At 71.5% G+C, this 24,151-nt stretch carries 21 protein-coding genes and 1 riboswitch; of the genes, 12 read left to right on the forward strand and 9 right to left on the reverse strand.

Annotated elements, in window-relative coordinates; genetic code table 11:
* Window positions 1-13: 13 nt before the first annotated feature.
* A complete protein-coding gene (locus H4W31_RS30280; RefSeq protein WP_192769747.1) occupies window positions 14-538 on the forward strand; it encodes a LuxR family transcriptional regulator in 525 nt (174 codons plus the stop codon).
* A 57-nt stretch (window positions 539-595) separates the two neighbouring features.
* Here H4W31_RS30280 and H4W31_RS30285 read toward each other — a convergent pair whose 3' ends face one another.
* Entirely contained in the window at window positions 596-1,498 is a 903-nt protein-coding gene (locus H4W31_RS30285) for an endonuclease/exonuclease/phosphatase family protein (protein WP_192772504.1), read from the reverse strand.
* A gap of 264 nt (window positions 1,499-1,762) precedes the next feature.
* Between H4W31_RS30285 and H4W31_RS30290 the strand changes: the two genes are divergently transcribed.
* A complete protein-coding gene (locus tag H4W31_RS30290) occupies window positions 1,763-3,547 on the forward strand; it encodes an RNA ligase family protein (protein ID WP_192769748.1) in 1,785 nt (594 codons plus the stop codon).
* The gene (locus H4W31_RS30295; protein WP_192769749.1) at window positions 3,547-5,994 is read left to right on the forward strand and encodes a poly(A) polymerase; all 2,448 of its coding nucleotides are present in this window, start codon (window positions 3,547-3,549) and stop codon (window positions 5,992-5,994) included. The genes H4W31_RS30290 and H4W31_RS30295 overlap by 1 nt, the downstream gene beginning before the upstream one ends.
* A 69-nt stretch (window positions 5,995-6,063) precedes the next feature.
* On the opposite strand, the gene H4W31_RS30300 is transcribed toward H4W31_RS30295, so the two are convergent.
* Entirely contained in the window at window positions 6,064-6,852 is a 789-nt protein-coding gene (locus H4W31_RS30300) for a lysophospholipid acyltransferase family protein (protein ID WP_192769750.1), read from the reverse strand.
* Between the two features lie 258 nt (window positions 6,853-7,110).
* Here H4W31_RS30300 and H4W31_RS30305 point away from each other — a divergent pair, with 258 nt between their 5' ends.
* The 3 genes from H4W31_RS30305 to H4W31_RS30315 all read left to right on the forward strand — a co-directional run bounded on the left by H4W31_RS30305 (window position 7,111) and on the right by H4W31_RS30315 (window position 10,663).
* A complete protein-coding gene (locus tag H4W31_RS30305; RefSeq protein ID WP_192769751.1) occupies window positions 7,111-8,568 on the forward strand; it encodes a cytochrome ubiquinol oxidase subunit I in 1,458 nt (485 codons plus the stop codon).
* 50 nt (window positions 8,569-8,618) lie between these two features.
* The gene (gene cydB / locus H4W31_RS30310) at window positions 8,619-9,614 is read left to right on the forward strand and encodes a cytochrome d ubiquinol oxidase subunit II (RefSeq protein WP_192769752.1); all 996 of its coding nucleotides are present in this window, start codon (window positions 8,619-8,621) and stop codon (window positions 9,612-9,614) included.
* 179 nt (window positions 9,615-9,793) lie between these two features.
* Window positions 9,794-10,663, forward strand: coding sequence for a siderophore-interacting protein (locus H4W31_RS30315; protein WP_192769753.1), 870 nt, complete (start codon window positions 9,794-9,796; stop codon window positions 10,661-10,663).
* Between the two features lie 124 nt (window positions 10,664-10,787).
* On the opposite strand, the gene H4W31_RS30320 is transcribed toward H4W31_RS30315, so the two are convergent.
* The 4 genes from H4W31_RS30320 to H4W31_RS30335 form a co-directional block, all read right to left on the reverse strand.
* Complete coding sequence (locus tag H4W31_RS30320; RefSeq protein WP_192769754.1) at window positions 10,788-12,089, reverse strand: hypothetical protein; 1,302 nt, start codon at window positions 12,087-12,089, stop codon at window positions 10,788-10,790.
* Complete coding sequence (locus H4W31_RS30325) at window positions 12,086-12,610, reverse strand: SigE family RNA polymerase sigma factor (RefSeq protein WP_192769755.1); 525 nt, start codon at window positions 12,608-12,610, stop codon at window positions 12,086-12,088. The genes H4W31_RS30320 and H4W31_RS30325 overlap by 4 nt, the downstream gene beginning before the upstream one ends.
* A gap of 174 nt (window positions 12,611-12,784) precedes the next feature.
* A complete protein-coding gene (locus H4W31_RS30330) occupies window positions 12,785-14,236 on the reverse strand; it encodes a glycine hydroxymethyltransferase (protein WP_404825632.1) in 1,452 nt (483 codons plus the stop codon).
* Window positions 14,237-14,257: 21 nt separating this feature from the next.
* Window positions 14,258-14,348, reverse strand: a riboswitch (ZMP/ZTP riboswitch).
* A 144-nt stretch (window positions 14,349-14,492) separates the two neighbouring features.
* Window positions 14,493-15,209, reverse strand: a complete 717-nt coding sequence (locus tag H4W31_RS30335) for a hypothetical protein (protein ID WP_192769756.1) — start codon at window positions 15,207-15,209, stop codon at window positions 14,493-14,495.
* 246 nt (window positions 15,210-15,455) lie between these two features.
* Here H4W31_RS30335 and H4W31_RS30340 point away from each other — a divergent pair, with 246 nt between their 5' ends.
* On the forward strand, window positions 15,456-16,181 hold the full coding sequence (locus H4W31_RS30340) for an SDR family oxidoreductase (protein ID WP_192769757.1): 726 nt from the start codon (window positions 15,456-15,458) through the stop codon (window positions 16,179-16,181).
* Between the two features lie 108 nt (window positions 16,182-16,289).
* Here H4W31_RS30340 and H4W31_RS30345 read toward each other — a convergent pair whose 3' ends face one another.
* Entirely contained in the window at window positions 16,290-16,853 is a 564-nt protein-coding gene (locus tag H4W31_RS30345) for a PadR family transcriptional regulator (RefSeq protein ID WP_192769758.1), read from the reverse strand.
* Between the two features lie 28 nt (window positions 16,854-16,881).
* Complete coding sequence (locus H4W31_RS30350) at window positions 16,882-17,268, reverse strand: VOC family protein (RefSeq protein WP_192769759.1); 387 nt, start codon at window positions 17,266-17,268, stop codon at window positions 16,882-16,884.
* Window positions 17,269-17,428: 160 nt separating this feature from the next.
* Between H4W31_RS30350 and H4W31_RS30355 the strand changes: the two genes are divergently transcribed.
* From H4W31_RS30355 to H4W31_RS44910, 4 genes are all read left to right on the forward strand, one after another.
* The gene (locus H4W31_RS30355; protein WP_192769760.1) at window positions 17,429-17,878 is read left to right on the forward strand and encodes a helix-turn-helix transcriptional regulator; all 450 of its coding nucleotides are present in this window, start codon (window positions 17,429-17,431) and stop codon (window positions 17,876-17,878) included.
* A gap of 5 nt (window positions 17,879-17,883) precedes the next feature.
* Window positions 17,884-18,294: a VOC family protein gene (locus tag H4W31_RS30360; protein ID WP_192769761.1), complete on the forward strand. Its 411-nt coding sequence runs from the start codon at window positions 17,884-17,886 to the stop codon at window positions 18,292-18,294.
* 146 nt (window positions 18,295-18,440) lie between these two features.
* Window positions 18,441-20,834 carry an ATP-binding cassette domain-containing protein gene (locus H4W31_RS30365; protein ID WP_192769762.1) on the forward strand — a complete coding sequence of 798 codons (2,394 nt, stop codon included), beginning with the start codon at window positions 18,441-18,443 and terminating at the stop codon, window positions 20,832-20,834.
* A gap of 211 nt (window positions 20,835-21,045) precedes the next feature.
* Window positions 21,046-21,387, forward strand: a complete 342-nt coding sequence (locus tag H4W31_RS44910; protein WP_192769763.1) for an endonuclease domain-containing protein — start codon at window positions 21,046-21,048, stop codon at window positions 21,385-21,387.
* A 111-nt stretch (window positions 21,388-21,498) separates the two neighbouring features.
* Here the strand turns inward: H4W31_RS44910 and H4W31_RS30375 are convergent, their stop codons facing one another.
* Complete coding sequence (locus H4W31_RS30375; protein ID WP_318783486.1) at window positions 21,499-22,215, reverse strand: MFS transporter; 717 nt, start codon at window positions 22,213-22,215, stop codon at window positions 21,499-21,501.
* Window positions 22,216-23,118: 903 nt separating this feature from the next.
* On the opposite strand from H4W31_RS30375, the gene H4W31_RS30380 reads away from it, so the two are divergent.
* The gene (locus tag H4W31_RS30380) at window positions 23,119-24,135 is read left to right on the forward strand and encodes a tyrosine-type recombinase/integrase (RefSeq protein ID WP_192769764.1); all 1,017 of its coding nucleotides are present in this window, start codon (window positions 23,119-23,121) and stop codon (window positions 24,133-24,135) included.
* The last annotated feature ends 16 nt before the right edge of the window (window positions 24,136-24,151 follow it).

Here is a 24,151-nt window from a genome sequence, read left to right on the forward strand (position 1 = left end):
GGAAGATGCGGCGATGAGTGATCCACCGCGGTACGTCGTGCCCTCTGCGACGGACGCGACCAGCGTGCTGCGCCGGTTGGCCCGCGACGGTTGGCTGACCCGGGAGGGCTTCGCGGTCGCCGAGCCCAGCTGGGACCTGGCCACGGCGAAGCTCGTGCTGTTCGGGCGGGTACCGGACACCGAGACGGTCCGGCTGGCGGTGCTGGCCGCCGCCCGGGGCGCGGGCGTGGTCGCCATCGTGGACCCGACCGGCGAGATCGGCCGTGCCCTGGTCGACGACCTCAGCCGGCTCGGTCCGGTGCACCAGGATCCGGACGACGAACCGGAGTCGGACAACGAGTCGGCGCTGAGCCGGCTCATCCCGGAGCAGCGGGCGCTGCTGGAACGCCTGGCCGACGGCGAGACGATCGCCGCGGCGGCGGCGGCCGAGTTCCTGTCGCTGCGGACCGCGAACCGGCGGATCGCCCAGGCCCGCGAGGCGCTCGGGGTGCGTACCACCCGGGAGGCGGTGCTCGCCTACGTACGGCAGCGCCGCTAGCAAGGAAGGGCCCCTTCCTATCGTTTTCTGTAGAAGAAGGGCCCCTTCCTAACACCCTCAGAACTGGATGCGGGCCGCGATCGGTAGGTGGTCGCTCCCGGTCGCGGGCAGCGACCAGACCTCGGTGACGGTCGCCGACCGGGCCAGGATCTGGTCTATCCGGGCGACCGGCAGCGTCGCCGGCCAGCTGAACGCGAGACCCGATTCCGGCGTACCCAGCCGTGAGGTGACCGGGTCCAGCCCACGGTCGTCGACGGTGCCGTTGAGGTCGCCGAGCAGGACCACCTCGGCCAACTGTTCGGCGGCGACCGCCGCGCCGAGCAGGGCGGCGCTCTCGTCCCGCCGTGCGGAGCCGAACCCGTGGGGCAACCCGAGCCGCAGCGAGGGCAGGTGCGCCACGTACACCGCGACGTCGCCCCGCGACAGCCGGGCCGTCGCCCTCAGGCCGCGGTTCCAGTCCGCGCCGACCCCGGTCGGTCTGATCTCCACCGGCCGTACGTCCGAGAGCGGAAACCTCGACCAGAGACCGACGGTGCCCCACACCGCGTGATGGGGGTAGGCCGGCGCCAGTACCCGCGCGTAGCCGGGCAGCGCGGGCGGGGTCAGCTCCACCAGGGCGATGAGGTCGGGTTTGACCGCCATCAGAGCCCTCGCGGTGCCCGCCGGGTCCCGGTTCTCGTCGCTGACGTTGTGCGTGACGGCGGTGATGTCGTACGGCGGGTCGTCCCCGGGCGGCAGGAGGCCACCGAAGACGCCGAGCCAGGCGGCCACGGGCAGCGACAGGGCGAGCAGGGCGACGAACGATCGACGGAACAGCGACATGCCGAGCAGTACCGGAACGGCCAGCCCGAGCCAGGGAAGGAACGTCTCCAGCAGGCTGCCGAGCCGGCCGACCGTGTTGGGTACGACGTCGTGGAAGACCAGCAGGACGGCGACGATCCCGGCGAGTACGGCGACGATCCGGCCCCGCCGCCAGCCCGACCGCCCGCGTGCGTCGTCGCCCCAGCCGCCCCGGCCGGGAACCCTGGCCCATCGACGGGTTGCCGGGGTTCGGCTCCGCACCGCCGTACCCCGGTCGTCGCCGGTCGTCGGTTCGTCCACTGTCGGCCTCCTGCTGACGCGGGAACCGAGGGTCCCACACCGGACCACCGAGCTAATTGGGTGGTTCGGGGCGGCGGGGGTTGCGTACCGTTCCCGATCGCCACGTCGTCACGGGAGCGGATCATGCGAGTGCCCTACCCCCGCACCCCCCACCTGCCCTGGTCGCCGGGCGTCGCTCCGGACGACCTGCGGGTCAACGGCCTGTCGGGGCTGCTGGGCCGGGAGGTCGTGGTCACCGAGAAGCTCGACGGGGAGAACACCACCCTCTACCGGGACGGGCTGCACGCCCGTTCACTCGACTCGGCACACCATCCGTCCCGCGCCTGGATCAAGGCCCTGCACGGCAGGATCGCCGCCGGGTTGCCCTCGGGCTGGCGGATCTGCGGGGAGAACGTCTACGCCCGGCACTCGATCGGATACCAGGACCTGGAGAGCTGGTTCTACGCCTTCTCGGTCTGGGCCGGCGACCGTTGCCTGGACTGGGACCGGACGGTGCGGTTCACCCGGGGGTTGGGCGTTCCGGTTCCACCGGTGCTGTGGCGGGGCACCTTCGACGAACGGGTGCTGCGTACGCTGCGGCTGGACCCGGCCCGCCAGGAGGGGTACGTGGTCCGGACCGTCGCGGGGTTCTCCCGCCCCGAGTTCGACCAGCGCGTCGCCAAGTGGGTACGTCGACACCACGTGCGTACCGACGCGCACTGGATGCTCGCCCCGGTGGTGGAGAACGGCCTCAGCCCGCTCGCCCCGTTCTGGGAGGTCCGCTCCGGTGGCGCCGTCGACGTACCGCCGCTGCTGGCCGCCACCGGGACGACCGGTACCGACACGGTCGCCGTCGACCGGGCCGAGGCGGCGGTGGCCGACGTCGGCGCCCGGCTCGCCCTACTGGGCCGGTCCGGAGATCTCCGGCTGGCCGGCGTGCTGGCCGCGCTGTTCCACGCCAGCCCCCGGGCCTGGCTGGCGACCCGGCTGGTCGCGTCGGTCGGAATGCCACTGGCGCGGCGGGTCGCCGATCTGGTCGGCCTGCACAGCGGCCTGCACCGGCAGTTCCCCGACGAGGAGCGCCGGGCCGGTCTGGTCCGGTTGGCCGTCGCGGCCGACCTCGGGGTGCTGCACGCGGTCGCCGCCGCAGTCCTCGCCGGCCGTACCGACGGTGCCGCCGGGCCGGCACGCGAGCAGGTCAGCTGGTCGGAACTGCACGCCGACGAGGCCGACCTGCTCGGTACGGCGCCACTGGAGCCGCTGCGGACGGAACTGCGCTCGGCACTGCACGACCATCCGCCGGACGTGGCGGACCGGTGCTGGGCCGAGACAAGGCAGGCGTACGCGCAGGGTCGGATCAGCACCCCCGGCGAGGCACCGGCGGCGAGCTGGCGGTGGCGGGCCGGGGAGTTCCCCCGCCTGGTGATGCTGGTGGGGCCGTCCGGCAGCGGGAAGAGCACCGTCGCCCGTGGCCTTCCCGGTGTCGACGGCGTCGTCTGCCTGGACGACCTGCGGCAGGCCCGGGGTTCACGCGCCGACCAGCGCGCGAACGCGGCCGTTCTCCGCGAGGGGCTGCGTCGGCTCGACCGGCGACTCGCGGGCGGTGGGACGACGGTCTGGGACGCCACCGGGCTGAACCGTCAGCAGCGTTCCCTGGTCCACGCGGTGGCCGAGCGCCGGGACGCGTTGACCACGCACGCCGTGCTGCTGGTTCCGGAGGACGTCCTCGTCCGGCGCAACGCCGGCCGGGCCGATCCGGTGCCGTCGGCGGTGCTCGCCGCCCAGCTCCGCCGGTTCTGGCCGCCGTACCCGGGTGACGCGCACCGCACCTGGTACGTCGGGGTCGAGGGAACCGTCGCCGACGTCGCCGGGACCCTGTCCGACGATCCGGAAACCCCGGTCGACGACCCGGCGACCGGAGACGGCTGATGCGGACCAGCGAGGAGATCTACCACCGGATCCGCTGGGACCCCCGGTTCGATCCGGCCCGCTTCGTGCTCGGGGTGAACGTCCGGGGGCCCCGTCCCGCCCGGGTTCCGCTGCCCGCGTTCGTACCCGGTGGTGACGTCCCGTGGCACCGGGTCCTGTTCATCGAGGCCGACGGCGAGGTGGTCTGGGACCGGTCGGCCGGCGTGGACCGGATCGACTCGTCGTCGGCCGGCCGGGTCCGGGACCCGCGCCGGCTCCGGGCACCGTTCTTCACCGCCGGTACGCCGTTCCGGTGGGATCCGCTCGTCGGCTGGCACGACGCTGCCGCTCCGGCCACCAGCGCCGTCCCGGCCACCACCGGTTCGGCAGCGGTACGGCTGCGCGTACTGACCTGGAACGTCCTGTGGGACCGGTACGACGGTGACCGGATCGACACGGCCCGACGCAGGCCGCTGCTGCTGCGGGCGCTGGAACGGGCCGACGCGGACGTGATCGCCCTGCAGGAGGTCGAAACGGGGCTGCTCGACCTCCTGCTGCGGGCGCCCTGGGTCCGGGCCACCTACACCCTCGACGCCGATCCGTCCGGCCGGGACGTCGACGACACCGGGCTGCTGCTGCTCAGCCGGCTGCCGGTGCGGGAGGCGGGCCGGTACGCCCTCGGCCGGCACAAGGCCGTGGCGGCCATCACGGTGCAGACCGCCGCCGGTCCGGTCGTGCTGGCCGGTACCCATCTGACCAGCGACCATGCCGAGCACGGCGCCGCCCGACGCGACACCGAACTGGCCCGGCTCGCCGAAGGGCTGGCCGGGGTCGACGGTGCCGTGATCCTGCTCGGCGACTTCAACGACGGGGGAACCGGACCCGGCGTCCTGCCCGGCCTGCGCGACGCCTGGACCGAGGTACGCGGTCCCGACGACGGAACGCCGACCTTCGATCCACGGGTCAATCCGCTGGCCGCCGTCTCCACGCTCTCCGGCCGCCCGGCCCGGCTGGACCGGGTGCTGGTGCGCGGTGCCGGGCTGCGCGCGGTGGCCGCGGCGATCCTGGGCGATGCTCCGGCGGCTCCGGGCGGGCTGTTCATCTCGGACCACTACGGCGTCGTCGTGGACGTCACCGTCGGGGCGGACCCGGCCGGCGTCGACCCGTCCGTCCCGCGGCATCCGGACCCGCCGTCGGGTGGCGGGCCCGACGGGTGGCCGCGACCGGATCACCCGCTGCCGAGCCGTCCGGTGCCGGATCACCCGCTGCCGGGCGGATTCCTGCCGGAACTACTGGCCGGCCCCGGGGACGGGCGGCCGGCGGCCGGGGAGCGGCATCGGATCGTCCTCGCCGGCCGGGTCACCCGTCGGCTCCGGGCGGCGCTACCGGAGGCGGCGGTACACGTCGTCGGGTCGCGACGCCTCGGCTGTGCGCTGGCCGGCGCCGACCTGGACCTGGTGCTGGCGGTGCCCGGACCGGTCGACCTGGCGGCGGTCGAGGCGCGGGTGCGCGGGGCACTGCCGGCGGCGACCGGGATACGGCCGGTGGCCGGCACCCGCGGACCGGGGCTCCGGCTGCGGGTCGAGGACCTCGACGTCGACCTGGTCGTCGTGCCCACCGTGGACGTGCCGGCGGCTGCGGCGGTGATCCGACGGGCCGAACTCGGCGAGGTCGCGGCGACCGCCCTGAGCGCGGTCAGCGACGCGGACGCGGTGCTCGCCGAGGTGGGTGCGCGCCGGTCCGCCTTTCTCGGGCTGGCCCGGCAGGTGAAGGCGTGGGCGCGGGCCCGTGGGCTGGACTCCGCCCCGTTCGGCGGGTTGCCGGGCCTCGCCTGGACGGTGCTGGCGGCGCGAACGGTCTGCGACGCCGGTGACCTGCCCCGGGCCGACCTGCTCCGGCACTTCTTCGCCGAGTGGGCCACCTGGGACTGGCGTCGACCGGTCGCCCTGCGGCCGAACCCGCCGGAGACCGAGCTCGCGGAGCCCGTCCGGATCCTGACCCCGTCCGCGCCGGTCCGGTCCTGCACCGGACAGGTCGGTGCCGGCGGGCGGGACCTGCTGGTCCGGGAGTTCCACCACGGTTGGGAACTCGTCGAGGCGGCCGGTCCCGGTTCCCGGCCGGACCTGCTGTCGCCGCCACCGCTGCGGCAGCGGCACGCGGCGTGGGCGGTGCTGACCGTACGGGCGGTCGGGGGCGAGTCCTCTCAGGTGACGCTGGGCCGGGTCCGGGGTCGGATACGCGCCCTGCTCACCGCCCTGGAACGGGCCGGGGTGCCGGACGCGCACGCCTGGCCCCGGCCGTACGAGTCCGGATCCGGGGTGACCCGGTACGCGATCGGGCTCGGTCAGGCGCCACCGGACCCGTACCGGCTCGGCACCGTCGCCGACGCCTGGCTGGCCGGGCTGCCCGGTACCAGCGTCGACTGGGTGCCGGGCGACGGCCTGCCGGCCACGGGTACGCACGACTAGCTGTACTGCCCCGCTCGGCTGGACGCCCTGAGCCGCCGCCCCCTGAGCCCGCCGTACGCCAGATCGGGTTCAGGAGCCGTTCGGACGGCTGCGCCGGTGCTGGCGTCGGGTCTCGGTGGGACGGGTCGGATCGACGTACCGGGGAAGGTCCGGCTCGTCGGGGCGCAGCGGCACGAGTGCGTCGGTGAGCGCGTCGACGATCGCCTCGGTGGCCCGGGCGGCGGCGCCCGGCCCGAGCGGGTCGATTCCGCCGAGGTCGACCGGTGGGCCGAAGTGCACCCGGATCACCGGTCGGCGTACCAGTGCCCGGCCGAGTGCCCGCAGCACTCCACGGGGCGCGACGTACGGCAGTATCTCGTGTGCCCCCCACTGCGCCACCGGTACGACGGTGGCACCGCTGGCGAAGGCGAGCCGGGCGGTTCCGGTCTTTCCGCGCTCGGGCCACATGCCGGGGTCGAGCCCCATCCGCCCCTCCGGATAGACCAGGACGACGGATCCCCGGGCGACCGCCGCCGCCGCGTGTTCGAGGGCCAGGCCGACGGTCGGGGTACGCCGGTCGACCCGGATGTGTCCGCTGTGTCGCATGGCGGCGCCGAAGATCGGCGCCCGGAACACCCCGCCGGTCGCCATGATCCGGGGTGCGATCCGGCGTACCCGGCAGGCGGCGGTCAGCACGACCGGGTCGAACGGGTTGATGTGGTTGGCGGCCAGGATCAGCGGCCCGTGCCGCAGTCCGTCCGGCACGTCGCCGGTGACCCGGAGCCGGGCGACCAGTCCGACGACGCCCCGGGCGACGACCTGGAGGAACAGCCAGAGGCGGGGGGCGCGCCACGGGTCGGTGGCGGTGGTGGTGTCCATCAGCGGTTGATCGTCGCACGTCGCGGGCCGTCCTGTACGCCGGGGCGTCGTACCCGGACACCGGCGCCCCACCCGCCCGCGCACCTCGGTCGTCCCGGCGGCCCGGGATCCGCCGTGGCCGCCCGTGGCGCGGCGGGTGTACCTGTCCCAGGCGTCGCTCCATTCGGCGCGTGCCGGACGTGACCGACCTCCCAGCGACGTCATCTACGACGGCGGGTAGTATTTACTACGTCGCGTAGTAAACATCTGGGGGTTCGCGTGGACGCGCTCGACGTCGCCCGATGGCAGTTCGGTGTCACCACCGTCTACCACTTCCTCTTCGTGCCGCTGACCATCGGCCTCTCGGTGCTCGTCGCCGTCCTGCAGACCCGCTGGCACCGCACCGGAGATCCGCGCTACCTGCGGCTGACCAAGTTCTACGGCAAGCTGTTCCTGATCAACTTCGCGATGGGCGTCGTCACCGGCATCGTGCAGGAGTTCCAGTTCGGGATGAACTGGAGCGACTACTCCCGGTTCGTCGGCGACGTCTTCGGCGCCCCGCTGGCGATCGAGGCCCTCCTCGCGTTCTTCCTCGAATCCACCTTCATCGGACTGTGGATCTTCGGCTGGGACCGGTTGCCCCGGCGCGTACACCTGGCCACCATCTGGGCCGCCGCGCTCGGCTCGACCCTGAGCGCGTACTTCATCCTGGCCGCGAACTCGTGGATGCAGAACCCGGTCGGCTACCGGATCAACCCCGACACCGGCCGCGCCGAACTCACCGACATCGTCGCGGTACTCACCAACAAGGTCACCCTGGTCACCTTCCCGCACACCCTGGCCGGCTGTTTCCTGGTCGCCGGCGCGCTGATGGTCTCGGTCGCGCTCTGGCACCTGCGACGCCCCGCCGGCACCCCGGCCGCGAAGACCACCAGTCCGGAGGCCACCAGGGCGGGGGAGGACCGGGCCGCGTTCCGGTTCGCCGCCCGGTTCGGCGCGTGGGTCACCCTCGCCGCCGCGGTCGCCGTCGTGATCAGTGGGGACCAGCAAGGCAAGATCATGACGCAGGTGCAGCCGATGAAGATGGCCGCCGCCGAGGCGCTCTACACCACCGAGTCGCCCGCGTCGTTCTCCGTGCTCACCGTCGGCAGCCTCGACGGCAGCCGCGAACTGTTCGCGATCAAGATCCCCTACCTGCTCTCCATCCTGGGTACCGGCGACCCGAACGGCCAGGTACGCGGGATCAACGACCTCCAGGCCCAGTACGTCAGCCAGTACGGCCCCGGCGGCTACACCCCGATCATCCCGGTCACCTACTGGAGCTTCCGGTTCATGATCGGCCTGGGACTGGCCGCCGCCGCGATCGCGCTCTGGGTGCTCTGGGCCCAGCGCCGGGGCCGTACCCCGACCTCGCGCTGGCTGTTCCGGGCCGGCCTGGTCATGCCGATCCTGCCGCTGGCCGCCAACTGCTTCGGCTGGATCTTCACCGAGATGGGTCGGCAGCCCTGGGTCGTCTTCGGCGAGATGCTCACCCGGGACGGCGTGTCCCGCAGCGTCTCCCTGCCCGAGGTACTCACCTCGTTCACCGCCTTCACCCTCGTCTACGCCACCCTTGCCGTCGTCGAGGTCCGGCTGCTGCTGCGCTACGCCAAGGCCAACCTGCCCGACGTCGAGCCGGCCCCGGAGCCCGACCCGGGCACCGACGACGAGAACAGACCGCTCGCGTTCGCCTACTGAACCCCTACGCCGACGCCGACCCCGCCCGACCGACCCGACCGGAGTCCACCGTGGACCTGCCCACCGTCTGGTTCCTGCTCATCGCCGCGCTCTTCACCGGCTACTTCATCCTGGAGGGCTTCGATTTCGGCGTCGGCATCCTGCTGCCCGTACTCGGCCGTGACGACCGGGAACGACGCGTACTGATCAACACCATCGGCCCGGTCTGGGACGGCAACGAGGTGTGGCTGATCACCGCCGCGGGAGGGCTCTTCGCCGCCTTCCCCGGCTGGTACGCCACCCTCTTCTCCGGCTTCTACCTGCCGCTGCTGCTGGTCCTCCTCGCACTGATCTTCCGGGGCGTCGCCTTCGAATACCGGCACAAGCGCGCCGACGCCGCCTGGAAGGCCCGCTGGGACACCGCGATCTTCCTCGGCTCCCTGCTCCCCGCCGTGCTGTGGGGGATCGTCCTGGCCAACCTCCTGCGCGGGGTACCGCTCGCCGCCGACCACGACTACGCCGGCGGCCTGCTCGACCTGCTCAGCCCGTACGCCCTGCTCGGTGGCGCGACCACCGCCGCGCTCTTCGTCACCCACGGCGCGGTCTTCCTCGCCCTGAAGACCACCGGGGAGGTCCGGCACCGCGCCGGCCGGCTCGCCGCCCGTGCCGCGCTGGCCACCGCCCTGCTCGCCGGCACCTTCCTGGCGGTCAGCCTGACGATCCGGCACACCCCGGCCGCCGTCGGACTCGCCGCCGGTGCCGCCGTCGCGCTGGTCGGCGCCCTGGCCGCCACCCGGGTACGCCGGGAGGGCTGGGCCTTCGTCGGCACCGCCGCCGCGATCGGGCTGACCGTGGCGACCCTGTTCGCCGCCCTGTTCCCGAACGTGCTGCCCTCCACCACCGATCCGGCCGGCACACTGACCGTTGCCAACGCCGCCGCCGGCGCCTACTCCCTCAAGGTCATGACCTGGGTGGCGGTGGTCTTCGCCCCGCTCGTGCTCGCCTACCAGGGCTGGACCTACTGGGTGTTCCGCAAGCGGATCGGCGTCGCCAACATCCCGGGCTGACGGCGACACCCAGCCCTCCGACGGTTGACGCGCATTGAGGCCTGCTACCCAGGAAGCACGCCACCACCGGTAGATGATCATGCCAGAGTCTCAACGGGCGGTTCAATGAAACAATTGAACCTGGCAGCCCCGCAGAGGGCATCGACCAACTACCTTGCTCGCACCCTTCGGAGGGCTCGATGACGCAGCTACCGATCCGGCACATCCGGGTCGCCGACGTACAGCGGATCACGCCGCACATGGCCCGGGTCAGCTTCACCGGCGACGACCTGGCCGACCTCCACCTCGACGGGCCCGACCAACAGGTCAAACTCTATTTCCCCCGGCCCGGTCAGTCCCGGCCCCGAATGCCCGAGCCCGGGCCGGACCTCTACCGCTGGTACGAGTCGTTCACCGCGATCCCCGAACCCGAACGACCATGGACCCGCAGCTACACCATCCGGGCCCACCATCCGCAGGGGACGCTGATCGACATCGACTTCGCCCTGCACCACAACGCCGGACCGGCCACCCGCTGGGCGCTGCACGCCACCCCGGGCGACACCCTCGCGATGTTCGGCCCGTCACCGGTCTTCGCCCGCCCCGTCCCGCTCACCGGCACCGACTGGATCCTGCTGGCCGCCGACGAGGCGGCACTTCCCGCGCTCGGCACCATCATCGAGGCGCTGCCCGAGGGCACCCGCGCACTCGCCTTCGTCGAGGTCCGCGACCGGTCCGAGGAACAACGGTTCGACACCCGGGGCGAGGTCACCCTGCGCTGGCTGCACCGTGGCGACCACCCCGCCGGACACGGCACCCTGCTGACCGACGCCGTACGCGGCGCGGACTTCCCACCCGGATCCGTCTTCGCCTGGCTCGGTGCCGAGTCCGGCACCGTACGCGCCCTCCGCCGGCACCTCGTCGGCGAGCGCCGGCTGCCCCGACGGTCGGTCGACTTCACCGGCTACTGGCGGCTCACCCTGACCCAGGACGACGCCCCGACCGAAGAGGACCTCGTCGAGGCGCGGGAACGCCTCGCCGACGCCTCGGCCGCACCCGGCCCGAACTGACGCCACCCGACCAGTAGTCGCCGCCGACCCGACGAAGTGTCCCACGCTGCCGACACCCCCCGGGTGTGTCGGCAGCGGCACTTCCGCATCCCCCGGTACTCCGCCCGCCCGGCCCACCGCACAGTCAGTCGAGCGGACCGGTGCTGGAGGTCCCGTTCGGCGAGTCCACCCGCAGGTCGACGGCGGCGGCGGGCACCAGCGCGACATCCGGGCCGGCGTCTTCCCACCGCCCCTCGGCCAGCCGGTAACCGAACGCCGCACCCGGCGCGGCGACCAGCGTGCCCTGCCCGTCCGGCAGCCGCAGCCGTACCGGCACCGTCGCGGTCCAGTCGACGATCCCGCTGGCCACCACCCGCAGCCGCGTCCCGACCGGTCCGAGCATCGCCATCGCCCAGGCCGGATAGTCGTCGTACTGGATCGTCCGCAGCAGCAGACACCTGCCGTCCGGGCTGACCCCGTACACCGTCAGTTCCGGCCCGGTGCCGGCCCGGTGGGTACCGATCGGGTCGTAGAACTCGGCGAGCGCCTCCGCCTCGCCGAGGTGCCGCGCGGCCACCTCCCCGGGATCGTCGCCCCACGCCGGCCCCGCCCCGGGCATGGTGTGGACGATCCGCGTCGGCTCCGGCCGGCCACCCACCGACAGGATCTCCGAGGTGTTGCTGACGTGCACGAAGTTGGACGGGTCGACCGGGGTACGGGACAACGCCAACGTGACCCTCGTCCGCTGCGGCGGCACCTCCAGCACCGCGGCCCCGTCCCGGAACACCACCGGCCGGAACGTACGCCGAATCCTCCCGTCGGGGCCGAACGACAGGTCCGGGGAGAACTCCACCGGCCGGCCGTCGTCCAACACCAGCAGTACGTCGTGGCCGTCGCCGAGCAGCGCCGCCCGCGAATTGCCGTCCATGCCGGCGTCGGTGACCTGTTCCACCGTCATCACCTCGTACCGGTCCTCGACCGACTCCACGAACGCCGCGTACCCGACCAGCCGGTCACCGTCCGGCTTCGACACCACCGGGTTGTCGGCGCTGCGCGCGATGACGTAGGCGGTCGCCCCGGCCGGGGTGGTGCCGGCCCAGACCACGTGCGGATCACCCGCCACCCGAGCCTCGATCCGCTCCAGGTGGCGCCGCCACACCTCCAGCAGTCGCCGCCGGTACAGCTGGTTCCCGGCCAGGTCGCCCCGGGTCGGCTGGTCGAACAGCGGGGAGGCGAACTCGACCCGGTCCCGGCCACCGGGGTACCGCAGCATCCCGCCGGTCGACGCCGCCGCGGCCACCGCCAGGCCGGCGGCCAGGACGCTGCGCCGCCGTACGACCCGTCGCCGGCCACCCCGGCGTACCTCGTCGAGCAGATTCGGCGGGCCCGCCAGGTGATCCGTCGCGCGCTGCAGGACGATCCGCACATCGCCGTCACTGATCGTCATCGTGAACCTCCGGAATCGTTGGAGACAGGCACGACGAGACCCGACCCGGCCAGCGCGGCACGCAGCCGCGTCAACCCCCGGGCCGTATGGCTCTTCACCGCGCCCTCGGAACAGTCGAGCGCTGCGGCGACGTCGGCGACCGACAGGTCCTCCAGGAAACGGAGCACGACCGCCGCCCGCTGCCGGTGCGGCAGCACCCGCAGCGCCGCGACGACCAGCTCCCGGAGCAGCACGTTCTCGGTACCGTCCGGCGCGGACGGGTCGATGTCGCCCAGCGCCCGCTCCGGCCGCCGGGCCCGCCGACGCCAACGGCTCGCCGCCCGGTTGATCAGAGCCCGCCGGGCGTACGCCTCCGGCACGGTCCTGACCCGACGCCAGTGCAGGTAGACCTGTTCCAGCACCTCCTGGAGCAGGTCCTCCGCCTCGTGCCGGTCTCCGGTCAACAGGTAGGCGACCCGCAACAGCGTCACCGACCTCGTACGGACGAAGTCGTCGAACTCCGCGCCACGCGAGTCTCGCATCCCGCCTCCCGGTCTCGTCGCCCTTAAAGACACCGGGAGAGGCGGTACGGGTTACCGCCACACCGATCCGGGCCACGGCCGTTCCCACCGGACTTGCAGGAGCACCGGACCGGCGGGAACACCGGAGCGGCGGTACGACGGCGAGCCGCGTCGTACCGCCGGGGACGGCGGGCGTCAGCCGAGATCGATCGTCGGATACAGCGGATGGTTCGCCAGCAGGTCGGCCGCCTGACCCGCGACCCGGTCCGCCACCGCCCGGTCGAGCAGATACCGTGCCTTCGACGCGGCACCGTCGGGCCCGGCGTCGGGCCGGGTACCGGCCAGCACCGCGTGGACCAGCCCGGCCACCTCGTCCATCTCCGCGACGCCGAGACCCCGACTGGTCAGCGCCGGAGTACCGAGCCGGATCCCCGAGGTGTACCAGGCGCCGTTCGGGTCCCGGGGCACCGAGTTCCGGTTCGTCACGATGCCGGCGTCCAGCAGCGCCGCCTCCGCCTGCCGCCCGGTCAGGCCGTAGCCCGACACGTCCAGCAGCAGCATATGGTTGTCCGTACCGCCGGTGACCAGGGACGCGCCCCGACGCGCCAACCCCTCGGCCAGCGCCACCGCGTTCTCCACCACCCGGGCGGCGTACGTCTGGAAGTCCGGCCGCCGCGCCTCCGCCAACGCGACCGCCTTCGCCGCCATCACGTGCGGCAACGGTCCACCGAGCACCATCGGGCAGCCCCGATCGACCTGCGCGGCCAACTCCGGTCCACACAACACCATCCCGCCGCGCGGGCCACGCAGCGACTTGTGCGTCGTCGTGGTCACGATGTGCGCGTGCGGCACCGGATCGAAGTCACCGGTGAACACCTTCCCGGCCACCAGGCCAGCGAAATGCGCCATGTCCACCATGAACGTCGCGCCCACCTCATCGGCGATCTCCCGCATCAACCGGAAGTTCACCCGCCGCGGATACGCCGAATAGCCGGCTATCAGGATCAGCGGCCGGAACTCCCGGGCGATCCGCCGTACCTCGTCGTAGTCGAGTAGCCCGGTCGTCGGATCCGTACCGTAGCTGCGCTGATCGAACATCTTGCCAGAGATGTTCGGCCGGAACCCGTGCGTCAGATGCCCACCCGCGTCCAACGACATGCCCAGCATCCGCTGGTCGCCGAGCTGCCGCCGCAACACCGCCCAGTCCTGCTCGGTCAGCTCGTTGACCTGCCGGACCCCGGCCCGGCCCAGCGCCGGGACCTCGACCCGGTCCGCCAGTACGGCCCAGAACGCGACCAGGTTCGCGTCGATCCCCGAGTGCGGCTGCACGTACGCGTGTGCCGCCCCGAACAGCTCCCGGGCGTGCTCGGCGGCGATCGACTCCACCGTGTCGACATTGCGGCAACCGGCGTAGAACCGCCGGCCGACGGTCCCCTCGGCGTACTTGTCGCTGAACCAGTTACCCATCGCCAGCAGCACCGCGGGCGAGGCGTAGTTCTCCGAGGCGATCAACTTCAGCGACTCACGCTGGTCGACGAGTTCCGCGCCGATCGCGTCGGCGACCCGGGGCTCCACCGACCGGACCACATCCAGAGCCGAACGGAACGCGACGGACTCGGAGCTGAGCTCGGACACCTGACTGGCCACAAGACCTCCTGGGCAGGAAGAGAATTCGGCCCAGGCGCTCGGCACACGTCACTCGACGGGACCGCTTCCCGATGGTTGACCCCATCCCAGCGCGCCAGTCACGGTCCGGGGCCGAGCCTACCAACCCGCACCGGGCCCCGCGACCATCCGCGCCGCGCAACGTCGGGGTACGACCACACCCGAGGAAACGCGGTGCCACACCACCGGCCCCACCCGGCGGGAACCCCGCCGGGTGGAGACACATCCGGAACCGGGCTCAGCCGGCGTCGCGCAGCTCGGCCAGCCGCGCCTCTATCTCGGCCAGCTCGGCCCGCAACTTCTCGGCCTGCTGCTCGGCCTCCCGACGCTCGACCGACATGATCTGTTCCACCGCCTCGTGCACCCCCGGCACATCGATCAGGCCCACCATCTTCAGCGCCTCGGCCGGCTTGATCACGTACGGCTTCGCCAACGACTTCGTCCCCTGCGTCGCCGCCAACGTCCACTCACCCTCGGCGTACGTCAGGGTGACGGTCAGCCCCGCCGGTCCCTTCGGCTTCGCCGCCTTCACCGGCCGACGCGCCGGCTTGGCCTCGGCGTCCACCGACGGAGCCGGGGGAGTGTCCACTTCGGTCACTACTGCCTCCTCGCGGGGCGCCGGCACCGGCTCCCTGACAATCTTGAATTCTGGCTCCGGCGCCGCCTCCGGCACCGGCTCCGACCTGGCCGCGACCCGCCGCGTCGTCGCACCACGAGGCGCGACGGCCAGATCGGTGGGGGAGAAGGGCAACTCGTCCCGGCCGAACCGGACCACCACCCACTCCTCGGACACCGCCGGGTCGGTCAACTCGACCACCTGCCCGAGCTGGCCGGCGATCTGCCCCGCCGCCTCGGTGAACAACACCTTCGGCTTGCGGCCGCCCGCCAACGCGTCCCTGATCTGCTGCAACTCCTCGGTGGACAACCCCTGGTCGGCGGTACGCGCGGCAGCCATCAGATCCCTCTTCCGTACACCTGTTTGATTCCTGACTTACTACCAGGCCGGCCCGACAACGTCGAGACGGACACACCGGATCGAGATCATCAGAAAACTCGGAACCGGTGCCGAACCCGGCGCCCCGAGCCGGACGTCGACGAGCGCTGTGAGCGCCCCCACACCGGAACAGGCCATCCGCCGCGCACCCCACCTGGCAGGATCGCCTCCTGGTGGGGCCGTCGGGCCCCAGGCGAGGAGGCGACCGTGGCCCCGGTGACGGTGGTGACCGGCGGCGGCCGTGGAATCGGCGCCGCGACGGTCCGACAACTCGCCGCCGCCGGACACGACGTGGCGTTCTGCTACCGCAGCGACGCCGAGGCCGCCGCGACGGTACTGCGTGACGTCCACGCCGCCGGCCGGCGGGGCATCGCGGTACGCGCCGACACCACCGACCCCGACCAGGTCGGCCACCTGTTCGACGCGGCCGGAAAACTGGGGGAACTGACCGGCCTGGTGAACAACGCCGGGGTGACCAGCCCGATCGGGCCCTTCGTCGACCTGACCCTGACCGACCTGCGCCGGGTCGTCGACGTCAACCTCGTCGGCTACGTCCTCTGCGCCCAGCAGGCCGCCCGCCGCCTCGGCGACGGCGGCGCCATCGTCAACGTCTCCTCGGTCGCGGCCACCCTCGGCAGCCCTGGCGAGTACGTGCACTACGCCGCCGTCAAGGCCGCCACCGACACCCTGACCATTGGCCTGGCCAAGGAACTGGCGCCCCGGATCCGGGTCAACGGGGTCTCGCCCGGCATCATCGACACCGAGATCCACACCCTCTCCGGCGTACCCGACCGGGCGCACCGGGCCGCCGACCGCATCCCACTGGGCCGTCCAGGCCGGGCCGACGAGGTCGCCGCCGCGATCGTCTGGCTGCTCGGCGACGCCGCCTCGTACACCACCGGCACCGTACTCAAAGTCGCCGGCGGCATGTAGCCGACCCGGCCCCGGGACGCCTCCGTCGGCCCCGACGGCTTCCCGGACCGGGCCGCCCCGGCCGCACTCGCCGTGGGGCAGGCCCGGACCGTGCCGTACCGACCTGCCTCAGTCCTCGCCGGCCATCCGGAACGCACCGCTGTCCAGCCGGCCGATCAGCCGGTGGGTCCACTCCGCCCGGCTCTCGGCGGTGTGCAGCCACAACCCGACGACCTCGCCGACCGGACCCCAGGTCTGCAGATCGGTGTCCGGCGGCAGTTGGGTGGCGATGCTCGCCCGCCACTCGTCCATCGCCCGGGCACGCCGCCGGAGCAGCTCGACCGCCTCGGACCGGGGGAGATCGTCGATCAGGCCCACCGCGGCGGCGAGCAGGTCCAACCGCGGATCGCGGCTGGACAGCGCGTCACGCAACATACCGAGGTACGCCTGCTCGCCCTCCCCGGTCACCTCGTACTCCATCCGCGGCGGTCCGCCCGCCGCGCTCGGCGTGGTCTCGTGCACCAGCAGCAGACCCTGCCCGGTCATCGCCTTGAGCGCGTGGTAGACCGAGCCCGAGGTGGCGCTCGACCACTCGTGCGCCCCCCAGGCCTCCAGATCGGCGCGGACCTGGTAGCCGTGTGCCCGGCCACGCCGGCGCACCGCACCGAGCACGAGAAGTCGAACCGCCGACATGTGCGTCCTCGTCCCTTCGAACCGATCGTCAGCCGGGGGTGCTGACCCACCACAGTGTGCCGAACGGGTCGACGAAGCCGCCCATCCGGCTGCCGTCGTCCTGGCCGGTGACCTCCATCGCCGACCGGGCACCGGCGGCAACCGCCCGCTGGTAGGCCGCTTCGGCGTCGGGCACGGTGGTCCAGAGCTGGACGTGCACCGGCTCGGCCGGTGAACTCAGGCACCGGCCGCCGTCGGGTCCCGAATCGGCGAAGAACAGCACGCTGGTGCCGATCCGCGCCTGCGCGTGCATCACCCGTTCGGGATCCGTGGGCAGGGGAACGACGTGGGACACCTCGGCCCCGAAGGCGCTCTTGATGAACTCCCCGAAGGCGTTGGCGCTGTCCACCATCACGTACGGCGTCACTGTCGACATCGAAACGGTCTCCTCACTAGCTAAATTTGGCTACCTGCTCGGCAGCGTATCACCGGAGTAGCCAAATTTAGCTAGTGAGAGATCGGGCAGGCCGGACAGGAACCCCCGAAACACCCCGACGCACTGGTCAACGCCGACACCACGTGGCACGATTCCGCAGGTGACCAGCACATCCGCCGCCACGCACCAGCTGCGCGACCTCGCCCGGCTACGCCGCGTCCGCGACCGGATCGACCGGGAACACGCCCAGCCACTGGACGTCGAGGCACTCGCCCGCGGCGTCAACATGTCCGCCGGACACCTCAGCCGCGAGTTCCGGCGCGCCTACGGCGAGTCACCGTACGCCTACCTGATGACCCGACGCATCGAACGCGCGATGGCCCTGCTCCGCCGCGGCGACCTCAGCGTCACCGAAGTCTGCTTCACGGTCGGCTGCTCCTCACTGGGCACCTTCAGCACCCGCTTCACCGAACTGGTCGGCGTACCCCCCAGCACCTACCGGCGCGACGCGGCGCTCGCGACAGCCGGAATCCCGTCCTGCCTCGCCAAACAGGTGACCAGACCGGTCAGGAATCGAGAAGCCCGCGTTCCGGAGCCAGAACTAGCCTGAGCACCATGAACGTCACCATCCACGCCAGCTTCCTCCCACACGACGACCCCGAGGCCGCCCTGGCCTTCTACCGCGACACCCTCGGCTTCGAGGTCCGAGGCGACGTCGGATACGAAGGAATGCGCTGGATCACGGTCGGCCCCGCCGACCAGCCCGGCACCTCCATCGTGCTGCACCCGCCCGCCGCCGACCCCGGCATCACCGACGACGAACGCCGCACCATCGTCGAGATGATGGCCAAGGGCACCTACGGTGGCATCCTCCTGGCCACCGCCGACCTGGACAGCACCTTCGAACGGCTACAGGCCAGCATCGCCGAGGTCGTCCAGGAACCGACCGAACAGCCGTACGGCATCCGCGACTGCGCCGTCCGCGACCCCGCGGGCAACCTCATCCGCATCCAGGAACTGCGCTGAGCCGTCCGGCCACCCCGGACAAACCACCGACCCGACGGCAACACCCCCCGGACCGCCGAGCGCGCCTACCCCGCCACCGGCAGGCGGCGAACCAGACGACGCCGGGGGACCGCGACAACGCCCCCGCCCGAGCAGATGGAGACACGATGAGCAAGGCCACGAGGACGGACACGCAGGCGCCCGCGCCACACGCCGCCGACAGCCACGACCTGATCCGCGTACACGGCGCCCGCGTGAACAACCTCAAGGACGTCAGCGTCGAAATCCCCAAACGTCGACTCACGGTCTTCACCGGCGTCTCCGGCTCGGGCAAGAGCTCACTGGTCTTCGGCACGATCGCCGCCGAATCCCAACGGATGATCAACGAGACCTACAGCGCCTTCCTCCAGGGCTTCATGCCGACACTGGCACGGCCCGAGGTCGACGTACTCGAAGGACTGACCACCGCGATCATCGTCGACCAGCAGCGGATGGGCGCCGACACCCGCTCCACCGTCGGCACCGCCACCGACGCCAACGCCATGCTACGAATCGCCTTCAGCCGACTCGGACAGCCACACATCGGCTCACCCCAGGCCTTCTCCTTCAACGTCGCCTCGATCAGCGGCGCCGGCGCGGTCACCATGGAACGCGCCGGACGCACCGTGAAAGAGCGCCGCGACTTCAACATCACCGGCGGCATGTGCCCCCGGTGCGAAGGCCGGGGCAGCGTCTCCGACATCGACCTCACCCAGCTCTACGACGACAACAAGTCGATCGCCGAAGGCGCCTTCACCATCCCCGGCTGGAAGTCCGACAGCTGGTGGACCGTACGCACCTACGCCGAATCCGGCTTCCTCGACCCGAACAAGCCGATCCGCACGTTCACCAAGAAGGAGATGAACGACTTCCTCTACCGGGAGGCGACCAAGGTGAAGGTCGAAGGCGTCAACCTCACCTACGAAGGCCTGATCCCCAAAATCCAGAAGTCGTTCCTCAGCAAGGACCGCGAGGCGATGCAACCGCACATCCGGGCGTTCGTCGACCGGGCGGTCACCTTCACCAGCTGCCCCGAATGCGGCGGCACCCGGCTCAGCGAGGCGGCCCGCTCCTCACGAATCGGCGGGATCAACATCGCCGACGCCTGTGCCATGCAAATCAGCGACCTGGCCGACTGGGTCCGCGACCTCGACGAACCGTCGATCGCACCACTGCTCAGCACGCTGCTCAAGACCCTCGAATCATTCGTCGAGATCGGGCTGGGCTACCTCTCGCTCGACCGACCGGCCGGCACCCTGTCGGGCGGCGAGGCGCAACGCGTCAAGATGATCCGCCACCTCGGCTCCTCGCTCACCGACGTCACCTACGTCTTCGACGAGCCCACCATCGGCCTGCACCCCCACGACATCCAACGGATGAACGACCTCCTGCTGCGACTACGGGACAAGGGCAACACGGTGCTCGTCGTCGAACACAAACCGGAGACGATCGCCATCGCCGACCATGTCGTCGACCTCGGCCCCGGCGCCGGTACGGCGGGCGGCACCGTCTGCTACGAAGGAACCGTCGAAGGGCTGCCGAGCAGCGGCACCATCACCGGCCGCCATCTCGACGACCGGGCCACCCTCAAGGAGAAGGTGCGGACGCCCACCGGCACACTCGAGATCCGCGGTGCGACGACGCACAACCTGCGCGACGTCGACGTCGACATCCCACTCGGGGCCCTGGTCGTCGTCACCGGCGTCGCCGGCTCCGGCAAGAGTTCACTCGTACACGGGTCGATCCCCGCCGGCGAGGGCGTCGTATCGATCGACCAGGGCGCGATCCGCGGCTCACGGCGGAGCAACCCGGCGACGTACACCGGACTACTCGACCCGATCCGCAAGGCGTTCGCGAAGACCAACGACGTGAAACCGGCGCTGTTCAGCGCCAACTCCGAGGGCGCCTGCCCCAACTGCAACGGCGCCGGCGTCATCTACACCGACCTGGGGATGATGGCGGGCGTCGCCACCACCTGCGAGGAGTGCGAGGGCAAGCGGTTCCAGGCCGCCGTGCTGGAATACCACCTCGGCGGCCGCAACATCAGCGAGGTACTCGCGATGTCGGTGACCGAAGCCGAGAAATTCTTCGGCACCGGCGAAGCGCGCACCCCGGCCGCACACGCCATCCTCGCCCGGCTCGCCGACGTCGGGCTCGGCTACCTCAGCCTCGGCCAGCCGCTCACCACACTGTCCGGCGGCGAGCGGCAGCGGCTCAAGCTGGCCACCCACATGGCGGAGAAGGGCGGCGTCTACGTCCTCGACGAACCGACCGCCGGCCTCCACCTCGCCGACGTCGAGCACCTGCTCGGCCTGCTCGACCGGCTCGTCGACTCCGGCAAGTCGGTCATCGTCGTCGAGCACCACCAGGCGGTCATGGCACACGCCGACTGGATCATCGACCTCGGTCCCGGTGCCGGCCACGACGGCGGCCAGATCGTCTTCGAGGGCACACCCGCCGACCTCGTCGCCGCCCGCTCCACCCTGACCGGCGAGCACCTCGCGGCGTACGTCGGCAGCTGACCCGAGGCACCGCACGGACATCGTGGGACCTGCCCGTGCGGTGCCTCTGGCAGGTCCAGGGCTCTGTCGGCTGTCGGCCCGCATGATCGACGTCAATGCCTAGGCCAGGGGAGTCGTGGCCGGGCGATGCCGCAAATGGCTCACACCTACCGAGTTCCACCAAGCGGCTAAGTATCGCGATGGACTTTCGGCGTTGTGCCGCACATGCGTGGTGGACAAGCACCTGCGCTCGAAGTTCGGGATCAACCTTCAGCAGTACCTCCACCTGGTCGAGGAGCAGGGCGGCCTGTGTCGCATCTGTCAAAGCCCGCCGACGGAGGCGGAGCGCCTGGTGGTTGACCACGATCACTCCTGCTGCCCGCCACAGAAAACCTGCGGGAAGTGCCTGAATCCCTCATCGCAGCGACCTGGCGGCGTACGGGTTGGAGTAGGGAGTCAGGACCCCTTTGCGGTGTCCGAATCCCAGACAACCGAGCCGGCTTCCTTTCGCATTCCTTCAGTGCCCGTCTGGACGCTGGTCGGCGTCGATGGACAGCGGTACGTGCCCGGGTGATGTGGGACGCTCGATCCCTCAGGGCCCTATATGGCGTTCTACCTCGTCGGCTGGCTCCGGCGCGTCGGAAACGCGCCGGTCGGGACGGCCCGCTGGTGACCGACTGCTCGGCTAGTTCTGGTTCGGGGCTGGCACGGCGATCTCTCTGTCGCCGTGCCTGGTTGCGTCGGCGGGTGCCGCGACGGTGGGATCCGTAGCGCCCGTGGCTTTCGGGGAGCGTAGGAGGACTGCGGCGAGGAGGAACCCGATTACCTCGAGACCGGTGGCCACGAAGAACGACACGTGGTAGCCGGCGGTCATGGCGTCGGCCGGCGTCTTGCCGTCGCCGAGCAATGTGTCGGTGCGGGAGCCGGCCAGCGCGGCGAGGAGCGCGACGCCGAGGGCACCGCCGATCTGTTGAGTGGTGCTGACGAGGCCCGAGGCGAGACCGGAGTCTGCTGGTGTCGCGCCGGACATGGCGAGCCCGATGACTGCGGGGAGCGCGAGACCTGCGCCGATGCCTAGGAGAAGCACCGACGGAAGGACGTCCACGAGGTAGGACGCGTCCACGGGCAGGCGTCCCAGCAGAGCCAGTGCGACGGCCGTGGCGACCATGCCGGCGAGCAGCACGGCGCGCGGACCGAAGCGGGTGATCAGCTTGGCGGAGTAGCCGAGCGAGATCACCGCGATCACGATAGGTCCTGGCAGATAGGCCATGCCGGTCTCGACGGAGCTGTATCCCCCCACCGACTGCAGGTACAAGGCGAGCAGGAACTGGAACCCGAACAGGCCCGCCAGGTTGAGGACGCTCCGTAGTTGAGCTGGTGACCTGACGGTCACGTGGAGCACCGCCCCTCGTACTACGAGTGGGAGAAAGACCAGGACCGCGGTTACTCGTGGTCAGCGGTGCGGGCGGCCTACGCGTGCCAGTCGCCCGCGGCTGCGCGCTGCGGCGCTGCTGGCGAGTTCGTCGACCACGACCAGCAGTCACCGGTACGGGCGGGATCCTCCGGTCGCTGTTGGGGATCTCAACCCGACAGCGCTCTTGCCCCCGGATCGGGGGAGGAGCCGCACCCTCCGACGACCCGACCGCGTACGAGTGCCTAGACCTTCCCCTTCGGACGAAGACCACCACCCAGCGGGTGACGGGTCGGGCCGGCGGAGGATGAATCCATTGCCGGTCACGCAGCGGCGTCCGCCGTGGCTCAAGTTAGTGCGAAGACTCAGGAGATAGCTCAAGTTGCTGAGAATGGCTCCAGGACGAATGAGAAGTGACAGGAGTGACGCGGGGCCCCGATGACGGTCTCGGACCCGTCCCGTTTCCAGGTCGATAATGTACATTATGTCAACCAAACAGGATCAGGGTCCGACGTGGCGGTGCGGCCGTACTGGTGGTGTCGCTCCCCGAGGCGCGAACCTCGACGTTGATCGGGCGGGTCCGCCGCCGAGCCCTCTGACCTTCCGGCGCCGTCGACCCGAGCCAACTCGGCGGACTGCTCGGCTGGATAGCCGGCGTGATCGACGCGATGGCTCGCTCACCCCGACAGCCGGGTGCGAACTTCCGTCCGCGTGAACTGTCGCAGCCTGACGGGCTGGTCGCTGCGTCGTGGCTCATTCCCTACCCCGGCTCGGGGTCTCCGGTCCCGAGCCGGTGCACCGCAGGTCGACCGGGCTGTCGGGACCGGCGGATCGCGTACGTCCCGTCGTGACAGCCACTCGCGTTAAACCTCCAAATCATGCATAATGTTGCTTATGCAGGACGAAAGGAACTTTCTTCTCTTACCCCTCATTGACGAGTTCCTGACGTCGCGGGCGACCCGCAAGCCCTCCCCGCACACCCTGGCGGCGTACCGTCGGGACCTGCTGGCCCTCGGCCGACTGATCGCCGAGGATCCGACCACTCCCCTCCCCCTGGCCGCCCTGGAGATCAACGCCCTGACGGCCCGGTCGCTGCGTGGGGCATTTGCCCGGTTCGCCGCTCCCCGAGCAGCGGCGTCGATCTCCCGGGCCTGGTCGACCTGGAACAGCTTCTTCGGCTTCCTGGTCGCCGACGGCATCGTGCCGGGTAACCCGATGTCGGCGGTGGACAAGCCGGTGGTGCCGCCTCCCCCGCCGAAGCCACTGCGCGGTGAGCAGACACCGGAGCAGTTGCTGGCGGCGGTGGCCCGGGAGGACCCGCGCCAGCGGCATCCCTGGCCCGAGCGGGATCTGGTGGTTCTGGCCCTGGCGCTGTGCGCCGGCCTCCGGCTCGCCGAGTTGCTGGCGCTCCGGGTCGGTTCGCTGGGTGGTCGTCCGGGCGAGCGCCGGGTCGAGGTGGCGGGTAAGGGTGGTCGGACCCGGATGATCCCGGTGGAGCCGGAGTTGGACCGGGTGGTGGTCGGCTATCTGGAGAGTCGGCGGCGGCGGTTCGGTGCCCGCACCGTACGCCGGGACTCGGCGCTGCTGCTCGACCGGTACGGTGCTCCGCTGCGTCGGGGTGGTCTGCAGTATCTGGTGGAGTCCTGTTACCGGCGGGCCGGCATCACCGACCGGGTTCCCCGGGGCGCGCAGTTGCACGCGTTGCGGCACACGTTCGCGACCCGGCTGGCGGAGGACGGTGCGAACGCCTCGGAGATCATGCGGTTGCTGGGGCACGCGAGTCTGAGCACGAGCCAGAACTACATCGAGGTGACCGCAGACGCCCAGCGGGCGGCGGTGCGGGCGAACCGAACGAACCGGTCGTTGGGCCGGTTGGTCGGCTCGGACGCGGCGGCGATGGGTTCGGGCTGACGTCGGGGTGCCGCTG

Origin of the sequence: Plantactinospora soyae (assembly GCF_014874095.1) — a bacterium.
Classification (GTDB): Bacteria; Actinomycetota; Actinomycetes; order Mycobacteriales; family Micromonosporaceae; genus Plantactinospora; species Plantactinospora soyae.

Coding starts and splice junctions, on each gene's coding strand:
- H4W31_RS30280 (WP_192769747.1), top strand. CDS start 14: ATGAGTGATCCACCGCGGTACGTCGTGCCCTCTGCGACGGACGCGACC.
- H4W31_RS30290 (WP_192769748.1), top strand. CDS start 1,763: ATGCGAGTGCCCTACCCCCGCACCCCCCACCTGCCCTGGTCGCCGGGC.
- H4W31_RS30295 (WP_192769749.1), top strand. CDS start 3,547: ATGCGGACCAGCGAGGAGATCTACCACCGGATCCGCTGGGACCCCCGG.
- H4W31_RS30300 (WP_192769750.1), bottom strand. CDS start 6,852: ATGGACACCACCACCGCCACCGACCCGTGGCGCGCCCCCCGCCTCTGG.
- H4W31_RS30315 (WP_192769753.1), top strand. CDS start 9,794: ATGACGCAGCTACCGATCCGGCACATCCGGGTCGCCGACGTACAGCGG.
- H4W31_RS30320 (WP_192769754.1), bottom strand. CDS start 12,089: ATGACGATCAGTGACGGCGATGTGCGGATCGTCCTGCAGCGCGCGACG.
- H4W31_RS30325 (WP_192769755.1), bottom strand. CDS start 12,610: ATGCGAGACTCGCGTGGCGCGGAGTTCGACGACTTCGTCCGTACGAGG.
- H4W31_RS30335 (WP_192769756.1), bottom strand. CDS start 15,209: ATGGCTGCCGCGCGTACCGCCGACCAGGGGTTGTCCACCGAGGAGTTG.
- H4W31_RS30345 (WP_192769758.1), bottom strand. CDS start 16,853: ATGTCGGCGGTTCGACTTCTCGTGCTCGGTGCGGTGCGCCGGCGTGGC.
- H4W31_RS30350 (WP_192769759.1), bottom strand. CDS start 17,268: ATGTCGACAGTGACGCCGTACGTGATGGTGGACAGCGCCAACGCCTTC.
- H4W31_RS30360 (WP_192769761.1), top strand. CDS start 17,884: ATGAACGTCACCATCCACGCCAGCTTCCTCCCACACGACGACCCCGAG.
- H4W31_RS30365 (WP_192769762.1), top strand. CDS start 18,441: ATGAGCAAGGCCACGAGGACGGACACGCAGGCGCCCGCGCCACACGCC.
- H4W31_RS30380 (WP_192769764.1), top strand. CDS start 23,119: ATGCAGGACGAAAGGAACTTTCTTCTCTTACCCCTCATTGACGAGTTC.